The organism is Streptomyces sp. NPDC001492, assembly GCF_053597275.1.
This window is the reverse complement of the sequence record NZ_JBSFHW010000040.1, coordinates 65,600-79,738: the sequence shown is the minus strand read 5'-3', so window position 1 is coordinate 79,738 and position 14,139 is coordinate 65,600. Positions and strand designations below refer to the sequence as shown.

16 protein-coding genes are annotated in these 14,139 nt (G+C 71.3%); 9 read left to right on the top strand and 7 right to left on the bottom strand.

The features are described from left to right. The first annotated feature begins 2 nt into the window (after positions 1-2). Positions 3-980 carry a helix-turn-helix transcriptional regulator gene (locus ACWC1K_RS37910; RefSeq protein WP_450837449.1) on the top strand — a complete coding sequence of 326 codons (978 nt, stop codon included), beginning with the start codon at positions 3-5 and terminating at the stop codon, positions 978-980. Between the two features lie 151 nt (positions 981-1,131). Continuing rightward, positions 1,132-1,449, top strand: a complete 318-nt coding sequence (locus ACWC1K_RS37905) for a hypothetical protein (protein ID WP_450837447.1) — start codon at positions 1,132-1,134, stop codon at positions 1,447-1,449. A gap of 71 nt (positions 1,450-1,520) precedes the next feature. On the opposite strand, the gene ACWC1K_RS37900 is transcribed toward ACWC1K_RS37905, so the two are convergent. Further along, positions 1,521-2,147: a TetR family transcriptional regulator gene (locus ACWC1K_RS37900; protein WP_450837446.1), complete on the bottom strand. Its 627-nt coding sequence runs from the start codon at positions 2,145-2,147 to the stop codon at positions 1,521-1,523. Between the two features lie 146 nt (positions 2,148-2,293). On the opposite strand from ACWC1K_RS37900, the gene ACWC1K_RS37895 reads away from it, so the two are divergent. The 3 genes from ACWC1K_RS37895 to ACWC1K_RS37885 all read left to right on the top strand — a co-directional run bounded on the left by ACWC1K_RS37895 (position 2,294) and on the right by ACWC1K_RS37885 (position 4,058). After that, positions 2,294-2,455 (top strand): hypothetical protein, encoded by a 162-nt coding sequence (locus tag ACWC1K_RS37895; protein ID WP_181922309.1) that lies wholly within the window; start codon positions 2,294-2,296, stop codon positions 2,453-2,455. 37 nt (positions 2,456-2,492) lie between these two features. After that, the gene (locus tag ACWC1K_RS37890) at positions 2,493-2,777 is read left to right on the top strand and encodes a DUF4190 domain-containing protein (protein WP_450837445.1); all 285 of its coding nucleotides are present in this window, start codon (positions 2,493-2,495) and stop codon (positions 2,775-2,777) included. Positions 2,778-2,894: 117 nt separating this feature from the next. After that, on the top strand, positions 2,895-4,058 hold the full coding sequence (locus ACWC1K_RS37885; protein ID WP_450837443.1) for a cysteine desulfurase family protein: 1,164 nt from the start codon (positions 2,895-2,897) through the stop codon (positions 4,056-4,058). Positions 4,059-4,138: 80 nt separating this feature from the next. Here the strand turns inward: ACWC1K_RS37885 and ACWC1K_RS37880 are convergent, their stop codons facing one another. Continuing rightward, entirely contained in the window at positions 4,139-4,798 is a 660-nt protein-coding gene (locus ACWC1K_RS37880) for an N-acetylmuramoyl-L-alanine amidase (protein WP_450837441.1), read from the bottom strand. Between the two features lie 60 nt (positions 4,799-4,858). Between ACWC1K_RS37880 and mnmA the strand changes: the two genes are divergently transcribed. Continuing rightward, complete coding sequence (mnmA, locus tag ACWC1K_RS37875; protein ID WP_450837440.1) at positions 4,859-5,995, top strand: tRNA 2-thiouridine(34) synthase MnmA; 1,137 nt, start codon at positions 4,859-4,861, stop codon at positions 5,993-5,995. A 6-nt stretch (positions 5,996-6,001) separates the two neighbouring features. Here mnmA and ACWC1K_RS37870 read toward each other — a convergent pair whose 3' ends face one another. The 5 genes from ACWC1K_RS37870 to ACWC1K_RS37850 form a co-directional block, all read right to left on the bottom strand. Further along, on the bottom strand, positions 6,002-7,642 hold the full coding sequence (locus tag ACWC1K_RS37870) for a glycosyltransferase family 39 protein (protein WP_450837438.1): 1,641 nt from the start codon (positions 7,640-7,642) through the stop codon (positions 6,002-6,004). Between the two features lie 10 nt (positions 7,643-7,652). Beyond that, the gene (locus ACWC1K_RS37865) at positions 7,653-8,681 is read right to left on the bottom strand and encodes a glycoside hydrolase family 26 protein (protein ID WP_450837436.1); all 1,029 of its coding nucleotides are present in this window, start codon (positions 8,679-8,681) and stop codon (positions 7,653-7,655) included. Beyond that, positions 8,678-10,306: a glycosyltransferase family 2 protein gene (locus tag ACWC1K_RS37860; protein ID WP_450837435.1), complete on the bottom strand. Its 1,629-nt coding sequence runs from the start codon at positions 10,304-10,306 to the stop codon at positions 8,678-8,680. Before ACWC1K_RS37860 ends, ACWC1K_RS37865 begins: the two co-directional genes overlap by 4 nt. A gap of 140 nt (positions 10,307-10,446) precedes the next feature. Next, positions 10,447-11,220: an alpha/beta fold hydrolase gene (locus ACWC1K_RS37855; RefSeq protein ID WP_450837434.1), complete on the bottom strand. Its 774-nt coding sequence runs from the start codon at positions 11,218-11,220 to the stop codon at positions 10,447-10,449. 59 nt (positions 11,221-11,279) lie between these two features. Further along, on the bottom strand, positions 11,280-11,603 hold the full coding sequence (locus tag ACWC1K_RS37850; RefSeq protein ID WP_450837433.1) for a DUF427 domain-containing protein: 324 nt from the start codon (positions 11,601-11,603) through the stop codon (positions 11,280-11,282). Between the two features lie 50 nt (positions 11,604-11,653). On the opposite strand from ACWC1K_RS37850, the gene ACWC1K_RS37845 reads away from it, so the two are divergent. The 3 genes from ACWC1K_RS37845 (at position 11,654) to ACWC1K_RS37835 (ending at position 14,129) form a co-directional block, all read left to right on the top strand. Continuing rightward, the gene (locus ACWC1K_RS37845) at positions 11,654-12,193 is read left to right on the top strand and encodes an LOG family protein (RefSeq protein ID WP_266960726.1); all 540 of its coding nucleotides are present in this window, start codon (positions 11,654-11,656) and stop codon (positions 12,191-12,193) included. 62 nt (positions 12,194-12,255) lie between these two features. Further along, on the top strand, positions 12,256-12,954 hold the full coding sequence (locus ACWC1K_RS37840; RefSeq protein ID WP_450837432.1) for an SDR family oxidoreductase: 699 nt from the start codon (positions 12,256-12,258) through the stop codon (positions 12,952-12,954). Between the two features lie 173 nt (positions 12,955-13,127). Next, positions 13,128-14,129, top strand: a complete 1,002-nt coding sequence (locus ACWC1K_RS37835) for a methionine synthase (RefSeq protein ID WP_450837431.1) — start codon at positions 13,128-13,130, stop codon at positions 14,127-14,129. Positions 14,130-14,139 lie beyond the last annotated feature (10 nt).

Below are 14,139 nucleotides of genomic sequence, written 5' to 3'. Positions count from 1 at the left end.
CGGTGAAGTCCGACCGACTGCTCTCGATCCTGCTGCTCCTGCAGACCCGCGGCCGCGTCCCCGCACACGAACTCGCCGACCGGCTCGAGGTGTCGGTGCGGACCATCTACCGGGACGTAGAGGCTCTGTCCGCCTCCGGTGTCCCGGTCTACGCGGAGCGCGGACGGCACGGCGGGATCGAGTTGCTCGCCGGGTTCCGTACGGACGTCACAGGGCTGACCGCCGACGAGTCCCGCGCCCTGTTCATCCTCGCCGCCCAGGGCGCACACGCCGCACTCGGCCTGGACGCGGCGCTCGGCTCGGCGCTGCGCAAGGTGATGGCCGCACTGCCGGCGCCGTACCGCCCCGCCGCCGAGGTGACCTCCCGCCGCATCCTCGTCGACGCCACGCGCTGGAAGGGCGGTCCGCAGCCCGCCGTCGACCTGGACACCCTGCAGGACGCCGTCTTCGCCGACCGCCGACTGCGGCTGCGCTACCGGCACAGCGGGGCGCAGCAGGCGCGGACGTACACCGTCGACCCGTACGGGCTCGTGTCGAAGGCGGGCATCTGGTACCTCGTCGCCGACCGGCGCGCGAAACCGCAGCTCTTCCGCGCCGACCGGGTGCAGTCCGCCACCGTCCTGGACGACGGGGTGAAGCGGCGGCCGGGGGTCGAACTCGCCGATGCCTGGGAGGTGTTGCGCCGCCAGGTCGAGGAGCGGCCCGGCGGACTCGACGTCGCCGTCCGCGTCCGCCGCGACCGCCTCGACATGTTCCTGCGCCTGCACGCCGCGCAGCTCGCCGGGCTCCCCGAGGACGACGGCGAGGACGAGTGGGTGACCGCGCGGCTCTCGTACGGCGTCGTCGGTCAGGCGCGCCAGCTGCTGCAGTTCGCCGACCACGTGGAGGTCCTCTCGCCGCCCGAGGTGCGTGCGGAGCTGGCCGCCGCGGCCGCCTCTGTCACGGACCTGTACCAGCGAGTGGGCGAGAGCGGTTTGTGAAGTAGCAGGTCAGCGCGGTCTCTTGGGATCCGCTTTACCTGAATCACAGGCCGGGGACAGGCCGCCCCCAAGGAAGCCCTGAGCGCCGTTGATTGAGTTCCCGCACTCGAGGCTCCCTCATCTCCCTTCATCCTCCTTGGAGTTGATTCTCATGAAGCGTGTGCGTCTCGTCCCCGCAGTGGCCCTGCTGGCGCTCTCGCCTCTGGTCCTGGCGGCCTGCGGCTCGGGCGACTCGTCGTCGTCCGACAGCGGCGACTCGGGGCAGCAGCAGGCCTGTCAGGCACCGGCCGGCAACGCCTCCGGGCGCCCGAGCGGTGCCCCTTCGGGTGCCGCTTCGGGTGCCCCCACCGGCAACGCCACCGCCAGGCCCTCCGGCGCCCCCGGCGGCTGCGGCGGCGGTCAGGGCGGCCCCGGTGGCGGCGGTGCCGCACCCAGCGGCGCCCCCACCGCGCAGGCCACCGAGAACTGACCGCGGACGCCGTACGGCAAGGGGCGGCACTCCCGGTGAAAACGGGGGGTGCCGCCCCTTGCCGCCCGGGCTCAGTCCATCCAGTGGTGCCGCCCGATGCTGATCAGCCGCATCTGACGGGTCGCGATCTGCGCCACGCGCTCCCGGTCCTCCTTGGCGCCCTCCAGGGTCTCCAGGAACAGCGAGGCGGTGACCAGCATCTGGTCCACGTACAGATGGGCCAGCATGAGCAGGTCGTCGTCGCTCCAGCCCTCGGACTCCGGGTCCTTGGCGAGCTCCCCCTTCACCTCCTCGGCGAACCGGGCCAGTTGGTCGCGGATGGCCTCCCGCACCGGCTGGACCCCGCCATGTCGTTCGCGGGCGATAAAACGGACATGCGCGGGGTACCCGTCCACATGGCCGGCGATCAACTCGATGGCACGCGCTATGCGTTCCTCGCTGGAGTCGGCCGCGGACACCGTCGTCCGGATCATCGGGTGCAGGCTGCCCAGCGCCTCCTCGACCAGGGCCACGCCGAGATCCGCAATGGAGCGGAAGTGGCGGTAGAAGGCGGTCGGGGCGACGCCGACGGCGCGCGTGACCTCGCGCAGGCCCAGGCTGCTCAGGCTCTGCTCCTCCAGCAGGCCGAGTGCCGCGTCCAGGAGCGCCTGCCGGGTCTTCTGCTTCTGGGCCTGCCGGATGCCGAGGGTGTGACTCATGTCATCCAGTTAACAACTGTTCTCTGGATTTGCAAAGCCGTCAGGCGCGCTAGACTCTGAAGTCAGTGAACAAGTGTTACTACAACCGTTCACCGAAACTTAACCAGAGGCGCCCTCCCGGGGCGCACGGAGGGGGATCGAATCCCATGCTGTTCCTCGTCGCCGCACTCATGCTGCTCGGCGTCGTCCTGGGCACCGTGGCCCACGCGCCGTTGACCGTCACCGCTCTCGTGGCCGTCGGCATCGCCGTCTGGCTCGGCATCTTCGCCGCCCGCGAGCGCCACAGCCGCCGCACCTCGGCCAACTGACCACCCGACCGACTTCCGTCCCCAGGAGCTGAGCACGATGCAACTCACCGCCCCGGCCACGAGCCGCACCGACACCACCACCCGCAAGCCCGCCCGCGACGCCGACGGCATGGCCGTCGCGTCCTTCATCCTCGGCCTCCTCGGCCTCCTCGTGCTGAACGTCTTCCTCGGCCCCGTCGCCATCGTCCTGGCCGCCGTCGCCCTCTGGCGCGGTACCGCCCGCCGGGGCCGCGCGTACCTGGGCATGGCCCTGGGCGTGGCCGACCTGGCGGTCCTGGTGATCGCCATGCAGATGTCCAACACTGTTTCGTGGAGCCTGTGAGCCCGGAGCGCACCATGACGAACGGCCGACCTCCCCGAGGACGACGGGGCCCGGTCGCCGAACCGCCCGGTCCGGACGTACGGCCGGCGACGGGGGCCCCGTAGAATCGGCCCCACCATGGCTTACCTCGACCACGCCGCGACCACCCCGATGCTCCCCGAGGCAGTCGAGGCGATGACCGCCCAGCTGAGCGTCACGGGCAACGCCTCCTCCCTCCATGCCTCCGGCCGGCAGGCCCGCCGTACCGTCGAGGAGGCCCGCGAGACCCTCGCGGAAGCGCTCGGCGCCCGCCCCAGCGAGGTCGTTCTCACCTCCGGCGGCACCGAGGCCGACAACCTCGCCGTGAAGGGCCTGTACTGGTCCCGCCGCGACGCCGACCCGGCCCGCACCCGCGTCCTCGCCAGCCCCGTCGAGCACCACGCCGTCCTCGACGCCGTGCACTGGCTCGGCGAACACGAGGGCGCCACCGTCGAGTACCTCCCGGTCGACCCGTACGGACGGGTCCACCCCGAGGCGTTGCGCGAGGCGATCGCCCGCAACCCCGACGACGTGGCCCTGGCCACCGTGATGTGGGCGAACAACGAGATCGGCACGGTCATGCCCGTCCGTGAACTCGCCGACGTGGCACGGGAGTTCGGCATCCCGCTGCACGCCGACGCGGTCCAGGCCTTCGGCCAGGTCCCGGTCGACTTCGCCGCCTCAGGACTCGCCGCTATGACGGTCTCCGGGCACAAGATCGGCGGTCCGTACGGCATCGGCGCCCTGGTCCTGGGCCGTGAGTACACCCCCGTACCGGTCCTGCACGGCGGCGGCCAGGAGCGCCATGTCCGCTCCGGCACCCTCGACGTCCCCGCCGTCGCCTCCTTCGCGGTGGCCGGACGCCTCGCCGCCGAGCAGCGCGACTGGTTCGAGCGGGAGATCGGCGCACTGCGCGACAGCCTGGTCGAGGCCGTCCGCGCGGCGGTTCCGGACGCGATCCTGGGCGGCGACCCGGTGGACCGCCTCCCGGCCAACGCCCACTTCACCTTCCCGGGCTGCGAGGGCGACTCCCTGCTGCTGCTCCTCGACGCCCAGGGCATCGAGTGCTCCACCGGCTCCGCCTGCACCGCCGGCGTCGCCCAGCCCAGCCATGTCCTGCTGGCCACCGGAACCGACCCCGACCTGGCCCGCGGCACCCTGCGCTTCTCCCTCGGACACACCTCCACGGAGGCCGACGTCGAGGCCCTGGCGAAGGCGATCGGCCCGGCGGTCGAGCGGGCTCGGGCCGCCGGGCTCACCTGAACGAGCGCCGTCGGCTCTCCGTCGCCATGAGGGACGCCGTCATCCCCTCGTCCTCGTGCACCTCGTCCCGGCGGAAGCCTTTACGACTTCGTTGTCCTCACCGACCGCACGAGCCCCATGTACCGGTCCCAGTCCCAGTACCGCCCCGGGTCGGTGTGGTCCGTCCCCGGCACCTCCACATGCCCGATGATGTGCTCGCGGTCGACGGGTATGCCGTACCGCCGGCAGATCCCCGCGGTCAGCCGCGCCGAGGAGGCGTACATCGCGTCCGTGAAGGACGATCTGTCCTCCACGAAACCCTCGTGCTCGATGCCGACGCTGCGTTCGTTGTACTCGCGGTTGCCCGCGTGGAACGCCACGTCCAGCTCGCGGATCATCTGTGTGACGTGCCCGTTCTTGCGGACTATGTAGTGGGCCGCGGCCTTGTGGTCCGGGTCCTGGAAGGCCTTGACCGCGCTCGCGAAGCCGCCCTGGGTGACATGGACGACCACCCGGTCTATCGCGTAGTCGTCCGGCCGGTCGGCCCGCCGGTAGTTCGCCGGCGAGGCCGCCAGCCACTGCGCACCCCGGAAGTCGACCGCACCCGGGGTGCGCGGCTTCTCCACCCCCGGCAGCCGCCACCACAGGTGCGACAGCTCCTCACGCGCCAGCACCGCCGCGCCGACCGCGGCCGCCGCGCCGCCCAGCAGCAGCGCACGGCGCCCGATCCGCCGGTCCGAGTCACTCCCGCTCGCCCCCATGCGATCACCAACGGATACGCGTGGGCTCCGGTTCCCGAGTCCCCGTACTCTTGAAGGGCTATGACTGACACCCCGCAGCGCCCCCGCCCTCTTCGCGTACTCGCCGCCATGTCCGGCGGAGTGGACTCCGCCGTCGCCGCCGCCCGCGCCGCGGAGGCCGGCCACGACGTGACCGGCGTCCACCTCGCGCTCTCCGCGAACCCGCAGTCCTTCCGCACGGGCGCGCGTGGCTGTTGCACCATCGAGGACTCCCGCGACGCCCGCCGCGCCGCCGACGTCATCGGCATCCCGTTCTACGTCTGGGACCTCGCCGACCGCTTCCGCGAGGACGTGGTCGAGGACTTCGTCGCCGAGTACGAGGCCGGCCGCACCCCGAACCCCTGCCTGCGCTGCAACGAGAAGATCAAGTTCGCGGCCCTGCTCGACAAGGCCCTGGCCCTCGGCTTCGACGCCGTCTGCACCGGCCACTACGCCCAGGTGATCGTGAACGAGGACGGCACCCGCGAGCTGCACCGCGCCTCGGACATGGCCAAGGACCAGTCGTACGTCCTCGGCGTCCTGGACGAGAGGCAGCTGGCGCACGCCCTCTTCCCGCTCGGCGACACCGTGACGACCAAGGACGAGATCCGTGCCGAGGCCGAGCGCCGCGGTCTCGCGGTCGCCAAGAAGCCCGACTCGCACGACATCTGCTTCATCGCCGACGGCGACACCCAGGGCTTCCTCGCGAACCGCCTCGGCAAGGCCGAGGGCGACATCGTCGACGAGTCCGGGGCGAAGATCGGCACCCACGAGGGCGCGTACGGCTTCACCATCGGCCAGCGCAAGGGCCTGCGCATCGGCACCCCGGCCCCCGACGGCAAGCCGCGCTACGTCCTGGACATCTCGCCGGTGAACAACACGGTGACGGTCGGCCCGGCCGACGCCCTGGACGTGACCGCCCTGACCGCGATCAAGCCCCGCTGGTGCGGCACGGCCCCCTCCGGGCCCGGCACGTACACCGCCCAGCTGCGCGCCCACGGCGGCGAGACCGAGGTCACCGCCGAACTGGTCGACGGCACCCTGGAGGTCTCCTTCGCGGAGCCGGTCCGCGGTGTCGCCCCCGGCCAGGCGATCGTGCTGTACGACGGCACGCGCGTGGTGGGCTCGGCGACGATCGCGACGACCACGCGCGCGAGGACGACGACGTCGGTCGCCTGACCGTCTCTAGGAAGGCGCCCAGAGCTCGAACCGGCTGCTGCCCCAGCCCGCGGCGTACGGCACCGTGCCGAGGAGGCGGTAGCCGGTCGAGTGGACGAGCGCGTCCCGGACGGCCGTGCTCTGACCGGTCGGGTTGCCCCGGTCGAGCACGATCAGCGTGAAGTGCCGTTCGGCCACGGCCGCCTTGAAGCCTTCCGCGCCCGTGAGGTGCCGCCCGGAACGGGTCGTGTAGTCGATCGTGTACGTCGAGTTCCACTGCCGGTACGAAGTGGCCTTGCCCAGCTCGTAGACCGGTACTTCGTAGGTGTCGGCGAGATAGTGGCCGTGGGCGTTCACATAGGGCCGTATCGCGGCCACCAGGCCCCTGGAGTCGGGCCAGGCGTGGAAGTTGTCGTACGCCTGGGACATGCCGCTGGAGAGCAGCACCACGCCCAGGAAGATCGCCCACTGCGGGTACTTGAAGTGCGCGCCCATCAGCCGGGTGACGCCGACCCCGGCGAGCGGCGCCGCGAAGAACAGGCCGTAGCCGATGTGCTTGTGCAGCGAGACCTCGGTGTGCAGGTGCAGCTGGTAGGCGGGCGCGAGCAGGGCGGTGCCGACCAGCACCACTCCGAGCGCGGCCCGCCAGCGGGCCCCCGGCAGGTTCCCGCGCCAGCCCGGCATCTCGCTCATCCGTCCGGTGCGGACGTACGAGAACGCCCCCACCAGGGCCACGGCGACCGCCAGGCCGCCCCAGCGGGCGCAGTCGCGCAGGATCTGCCCGGCGGGCGTCGTACCGGCCGCGCGGGCCGTCGTGGTGGACTGGATCGCCGCGAGGTACCCGGAGGCGTACAGCCCCGCGCCCAACAGCGCGGCGGTGCCCAGGGAGAGCAGCACGCCCCGCAGCAACGCGCGCGGCAGACCGCGCCGTTGGTAGGCGGTCAGGACGCACAGCAGCACCACGGTGGGCAGATACAGCGCCGCGGCGTACTTGACCGCCACGGCGAGCGCGGCGACGGGCGCCGCGAGCAGGGTCAGCAGCGGGTGCGCGTCCGAGGTGCGGACGACGATCCAGGCGGCCAGCGCCAGCAGGAACAGGGCGAGGGCGTCGTAGGTGGCGAAGTTGCCCATGAACGCCGTGGACTGGGCGATGGCGAAGACACCCGCCGCGCACAGACCCGCCCGCTCGTTGAACAGGCGGCGCGTCATCGCGTACAGCAGGGACGTGCAGCCCAGCATGCAGGCGAGGCTCAGCGCGCGCGCCCCGGCCAGCCCGAACACGGAGTCGGCGGCGGCCGCCAGGACCGGGTAGAGGACGGGCGCGCCGGAGAAGTAGCTCTCGAAGCCGCCGTAGAGCTTCGTGCCGTGCAGCAGATGGCCGAGCTCGGCGTGCCCGGCGAACAGGTAGAGCGCCTCGTCCTCGAAGGCCGTGTTCTGCAGGCGCAGCGACAGCGCGGTCTGTACGACCAGCAGGGCCAGCAGGACCAGCCGGCTGACCCAGACACGGCGCGAGCTGGCCTCCGCCGACCAGCCCGAGTCCGGGACGGGGCGCAGGGTGTAGCCGCCCGGCCTGGGCCGCAGCACCCGCAGCTGCATCGTCTCGGCGACCCGGCGGCGGGCCTTCGGCGGCGCCACGGGCAGTTGCATGGTCGAGTCGTTCTGCTCCATCTGCGGCCCCCTACGGATTGCGGACGTCGAAGCCGAAGGAGCCGTCCGCGGCGGCCTTCCGGAACGCGGCGAGCGACAAGGGGCCGCTGTCGATGCGCCAGTCGGCCTCCTTCTTGAGGTTGAACCAGACCAGGCCCAGGACGTCGGCACGCGCGCGTACACCCGCGAACAGGTCGGCGATCTCGGTGGGCTTGCTCTCCCCGGCCTGGACACCCGTCTCCGCGATCAGGAGCGGCTTGTCGCTGAAGCGGCGGATCTCGGTCATGGTCGGCCCGAACAGGGTGCGGAAGGTGGTCGGGCCGTGCAGCGCGTAGTAGCCGACGACGCCGACCCAGTCCACGTACGCGTCACCCGGGTAGTACGGCTTCAGCCGGACGTCCGGGACCGGGTTGACGACGTTCGGGCTCCACACCCAGATGACGTCGGCCGCGCCCTCGTCCGTGAACAGGTCGTGGATGTGCCGCCACGCGCGCGCGAAGTCGGCCGCGCTGGTCTTCTTGCTGCCCCAGGGGTACCAGCCGCCGTTCATCTCGTGCCCGAAGCTCAGCGCGAGCGGCCGGTTGCAGTCGCGCACGGCGTCCGCGAACTCCCGGATGTACGCGTCGTCCTGTCCGGCCGCGATCTGCGCGGCCGTACGGGAGAAGGGTTCCCAGACCAGGAAGGGCAGTTGGCCGTCGTCCCACACGGCCCGGTTGACGTCCGCCTGGAACGGGTCGCCCCACTTCGCGTAGTACTCACGCAGGTTGGGCTGCTTCCCCGCCTTCCCGGCGAAGGCGGTCACGGGCGCGGTGGCGCGGGGCGAGCCGTTGAAGGCGACACCGAGGTACTTGTGGTCCGGCTTCAGCAACGGCCGTATGTCGTACGGCGGTTCGGCGCTCTGCGTCTGCTGCTGCGCCTCGGCCGCCGCGGCCGCGGGGACCTGCGGGGCGGGCGGCGCGCAGGCGGAGACCGCGGCGAGCAGGAAGCCGCTGAGGGCGAGCAGCAGGAGACGGGGGCTGGTCACACGGATCGTCCGGTTCATACGTGTCATACGGCTCATGCGGCGGCCTCTTCGGCGCGCGGCTGGATCAGGGCGCGGGCGACCGCGACGCCGTAGAAGAGGCCGGAGGCGAGCATCAGGGCGTAGTCGGACGGGCTGAGCGAGGTGCTCATCCGCCAGACCGCGACCGCGATCCAGGCCACGGCGGTCGTCCCGCTCCAGGCCCACATGCCGATCCACAGACGGCGGGTCTTGCTGCCCTTGGCGCCGCCCGCTCCGGTCGGCGTCCAGCCCATCGGGCGGCGGCGCACGGTGTCCCAGATGGCGAAGGCGTGCGCCCAGCCGTACAGGATGCGGGTGGCCCAGGCCTCCAGGCGGTAGGGGTTGCGGTGCCAGATCGGGTAGATCACGGTCAGGTAGATGACGCTGGGCAGCACCAGGCCGATGTTGGCCAGCTTGAGTTGCTCGGGGGCCGCCAGCATGATCGTCAGGGCGATGAGCGGGCCGCTGAAGGTCAGCAGTCCGGTCTCGATGTAGTAGACGAATCCGGACAGATAGCACAGCCGGCTGACGAAGCGCATCTTCGTGCGCCAGAAGTCCTTGCTGCCGAGCATCGCGAGCGAGGCCATGCACCAGCGGTACTGCTGGCTGTAGAAGGCGCCCACGGTGTCCGGGCACACCCCGGTGGACAGCGCGACCGGTACGTAGGTCAGATCCCATCCACGCGCGCGTAGTTCGAACCCGGTGTACATGTCCTCGGAGTGCTCGACCAGGCTGGTGCCGCCGATCTCGGCCAGGGCGCTGCGCCGGTAGACCGCGCAGCTGCCGACGCAGATCGAGCCGTCGCTCTTCTGCCGGGACACCTGGACGCTGCGGTAGAACAGCTCCTGCACGGCCGCGGCCCCGCGCTCGATCCAGTTCTGCTGGTCCAGGACCCGGAAGAACTGCGGCGACTGCACGATTCCGGTGCGCGGCTCGCGGTCCATGTACGGCAGCAGCTCGTGCAGCAGGTCCGCGCGGGGTGCGAAGTCGGCGTCCAGGATGAGGATGAACTCGCCCGAGGAGCGCTCGAAGCCGTGCCGCAGATTGCCCGCCTTCTTCATCCAGCCCCGGTTGGGCCGCACCAGGTACCGGAAGCCGAAGTCCTCGGCCATCGCGCCGATCTCGGCGTCGTCGGAGTCGTCAAGCACGATCGGGGTGACCGTCCCCGGGTAGCGCTCGGCCAGCGTGCGCACATGCAGCCAGGTGTTGTGCAGCACCTCGATGGGCTCCCCGCACACCGGCAGGAACACGTCCACGTCCGGATACCGCTCCGGCTGCCAGGCCTTGACCAGACGGCGGTGCCCGCGCAGGTCGAAGCTGGGGGTGAAGGAGTCCAGCCGGAACGAGATCAGAAAGCTCACCACGGACAGCAGCAGAAGCGGGATGTACGCCCAGATCCACGAGCTGGTCGCCGCCGCCTCCACCTGACTGACCACCAGGCACACGAACCCGACGAGGGAGGAGTACGTCAGCACCCAGGTGTGACGCCTGACGTACGAGATCTTCTCCCGGTCGTCGGGAGGGGAGGGCAGCAGCCCCGACCGGTCCTGGCCGGAAAGGGCCTTGCGCGGTTCGGCCCGGCGGCGACGCTGCGGCGGGACCGCCGGGATGCCGCCGTCGGACAAGGTGTGCGCGGTATTCATGGGTCGTGCTCCACAAGCGAGCCGGAATGCCGGGGGACAAGGAGGCTCGCCGGAAGCGCGAGTTCGTGGTGAATCTTATGTGACTATTCCGCCCGGGTGTGTTTCACCTTCCTCAAGTCTTGACGTGGGAGCGCGCCCATCTAGAAGAACTCCGCCAGCACCGGCGCAAGGACGTTCGGGTCCACCATGTGTGTCTGACCCTCCAGGACCTGATACGTCCCCTGAGGTACCGTTTCGGCCACGATCCGGGCGGCCTTCCGCATCCAGGCGGGGCTCGCGCTGCCCGCGAGGGACAGAACGGGCACATCGATCCCGGCCAGCCGGTCCCGCGGCACCAGACCGTCCCCCATCACGGCGTTGTCGTACGCCAGGCTCGGCGCGATCGCCTCCATGCCGGACCACATGGGGGAGTTGCGGGCGCCCTGGATCATCTCCTCGGCCAGCCCGGTGAGCCTGAGGAACAGCTCGACCGCGTCCCCGCGCCGTCCCTGCCCGAGCGCCTCGTCGAGTCGCTCGGTGTACTCGGCGCGCTCCTTCGCGCCGCCCTCGTACACCGCGAACGGCACCTCGTACACGGCGACCCGACGGACCGGCAGCCCGCTCGCGGCCGCCTCCAGGACCAGCGCGCCACCCGACGAGATGCCGTACAGCGAGGCCTCGCCGCCCACCGCGTCGATGAGGGCGGCGAGATCCTCGACCTCGCGGGCCACCGCGTACGGCTGGGTGTCACCGCTCTCGCCGCGGCCCCGGCGGTCGTAGGAGACGACGCTGAAACGGCCGGCGAGCGGCCCGGCGAGGGGCGCCACGGTGGCACCCGTCGACATCGCTCCGCTGACGAGGATGACGGCGGGCCCCTGCCCGGTGCGCTGATACGCGAGGGAGGTGCCGTCGTGCGAAATGGTCTTCTTGTCCATGCCTGTGGAGACTGCCCCAAGGCAGGGAAATAATCGCCCTTACGCGCTGAAGACCTCGCTCACGACACCTCGACTTCGTAGAAGCAGAGGTGGTCCTTGATCTGGGCGACCTCGGGCTTGGGCTCGGGATAGGACCACACCAGGTCCGCCGCGTCCGGCAGCGACCAGTAGCTCGCGGTGCCCTTGAACGGGCAGTAGGTGTGGGTGTCGGACGGGGTCAGCAGATCGAGCCGTACGTCCTCGGCGGGCAGGTAGTACCGCGGCGGACAGCCCGTCTCCCTGAGGACGAGGGCCCGTCCGCTCTCCGCCAGGACCTGCTCGCCGTGCACCACGCGCACGTGCCGGTCAATCTGCTCGATGGTGATCGTGTGTCCTTCGGCCATACCGGCAAAGCACTCGCGGCGGCCCCTTTCTTCCCACGTACGGTGAGGGCATGCGAATCTGCGTCTTCCTCTCCGCCGCCGACCTCGACGACCGCTACACGCGCCCCGCGCGCGAGTTCGCGAAGCTGCTGGGCAAGGGCGGTCACACGCTGGTGTGGGGCGGTTCGGACGTCGGCCTGATGAAGGTGGTCGCCGACGGAGTGCAGGAGGCCGGAGGACGGCTGTGCGGGGTCTCCGTGGACTTCCTGGCGGCCAAGGCGCGGCAGGGCGCGGACGAGATGGTGATCGCCCGTGACCTCGCCGAGCGGAAGAAGCTGCTCCTGGAGAAGGCCGACGCGGTGGTGGTCATGGTCGGCGGGACGGGAACCCTGGACGAGGCCACCGAGATCCTGGAACTGAAGAAGCACGGCCACACCGACAAGCCGGTCGTCCTGCTCAACACGGCGGGCTTCTACGACGGCCTCAAGGAGCAGTTCCGGCGCATGGAGGACGAGGGGTTCCTGCCCCGGCCCCTCACCGACCTGGTGTTCTTCGCGGAGGAGCCGGTGGGTGCGCTGGCCTACCTGGAGGAGAGCCAGGGCGTCGAGTGAGGCGCGCATGACGGGGGCGGCGAAAGAGGGCGGGGCGCCCGCGGGCGCCGGCGGGTGCGAGCATGGCGGGCATGGCTACCCATGTGATCACCGGAGCGGGCTCCGGCATCGGCGCGGCCGTCGCCCGCCGCCTCCACGCGCGCGGGGACGAACTCGTCCTGCACGCGCGCGACGCGGGCCGCGCGAAGGAGCTCGCGGCCGAGTTTCCCGGTGCGAGGACGCTGGTCGGCGACCTGGCCGACCCGGACAGGCTGTCCTGGGCGTTCTCGCACCAGACGCTGCCGGACCGGGTGGACTCCCTGCTCCACATCGCTGGTGTGGTCGACCTGGGCCCGGTGGGCGAGCTCACCCCGAAGTCCTGGCGCCACCAGCTCAACGTCAACCTGATCGCCCCGGCCGAGCTGACCCGGCACTTCCTGCCCCAACTCCGCGCCGCCCGGGGCCAGGTGGTCTTCGTGAACTCGGGCGCGGGCCTGAACGCCCACGCGGACTGGTCCGCCTACGCGGCCTCGAAGCACGGCCTGAAGGCCCTGGCGGACGCCCTGCGGCACGAGGAGCACGGCAACGGCGTCCGCGTCACCTCCGTGTACCCCGGGCGTACCGCCAGCCCGATGCAGGCCAAGGTCCACCAGCAGGAGGGCAAGGAGTACGACGCGTCGAAGTGGATCGACCCGGAGTCGGTCGCGACGACGATCCTGCTGGCGGTGGATCTGCCGCGGGACGCGGAGATCAACGACCTGACGGTACGACCGGGTCGGTGACCTGGGGGCTGCGCCCCCAGACCCCCGCTTTCGGCCTGAACGGCCTCGCCCTCAAACGCCGGACGGGCTGAAAAGATCAAAAACAGCCCCTCCGGCGTTTGAGGAGCGGGGGTCCGGGGGCCGGCCCCCGGGACGGGTAGGGGCGGCGGGGGCGAAAAACATAGGCTTCACATGTGAACGCAGACCTTTCCTTCGGCCCCGCCACCGGCATCGGATCCATGCCCGGCGGCGACGCCCGCGAGGCGGCCAAAACCGTCACCGGGACCTTCGAGGACTTCCCCTTCCTGCCCGAACTGCCCGCCCGCGGCCCCGGCGCGGACATGATCGGCAGAACCGCCGGACTGCTCGTCGAGCTGTACGCGCGCGTGGAGCCCAGCGGCTGGCGGATCGGGGACCGCCCGGGACGGGACACCAAGCGGGCCAGATCATGGCTCGGCGAGGACCTCGACGCACTCGAGGAGTTCACGCAGGGGTACGAGGGGCCGCTCAAGCTGCAGGCCGTCGGCCCCTGGACCCTCGCCGCCGCCCTGGAGCTGAAGAACGGCGAGTCGGCCCTCTCCGACCCCGGCGCCTGCCGCGACCTGGCCGCCTCCCTCACCGAAGGCCTCCGCCAGCACCTCGCCGAGGTCGCCCGCCGCATCCCCGGCGCCCACCTCGTCCTCCAGCTCGACGAGCCCTCCCTCACCGCCGTCCTGCGCGGCCGGGTGAAGACCGCCAGCGGCTACCGCACCCACCGCGCCGTCGACCGCCAGCTCGTCGAGGCCACCCTCCGCGAGGTCGTCGGGGTTCACAGCGACGGCCCCACCGTGGTCCACTCCTGCGCACCGGACGTCCCGTTCGCCCTCCTGCGACGGGCGGGTGCGGCGGCGGTCTCCTTCGACTTCTCGCTCCTCACCGAGCGTGACGACGACACGATCGGAGAGGCGGTGGAAGCGGGTACCCGGCTCTTCGCCGGTGTCGTACCGGGCACGGACGGCCCATTGTCAGACCCTGCCGGTAGCGTCATGGGTGTCAGGACGCTGTGGCGCAGGCTGGGGCTGCAACCGGGTCTTCTCGCGGAGGCGGTCACCCTCACGCCGTCGTGCGGACTCGCGGGGGCCTCCCCGGACTACGCACGCAGGGCACTCGCCCACTGCGTCCGGGCGGCGAGATCCCTCGCGGACAACCCAGAGTAACGGGAGGACA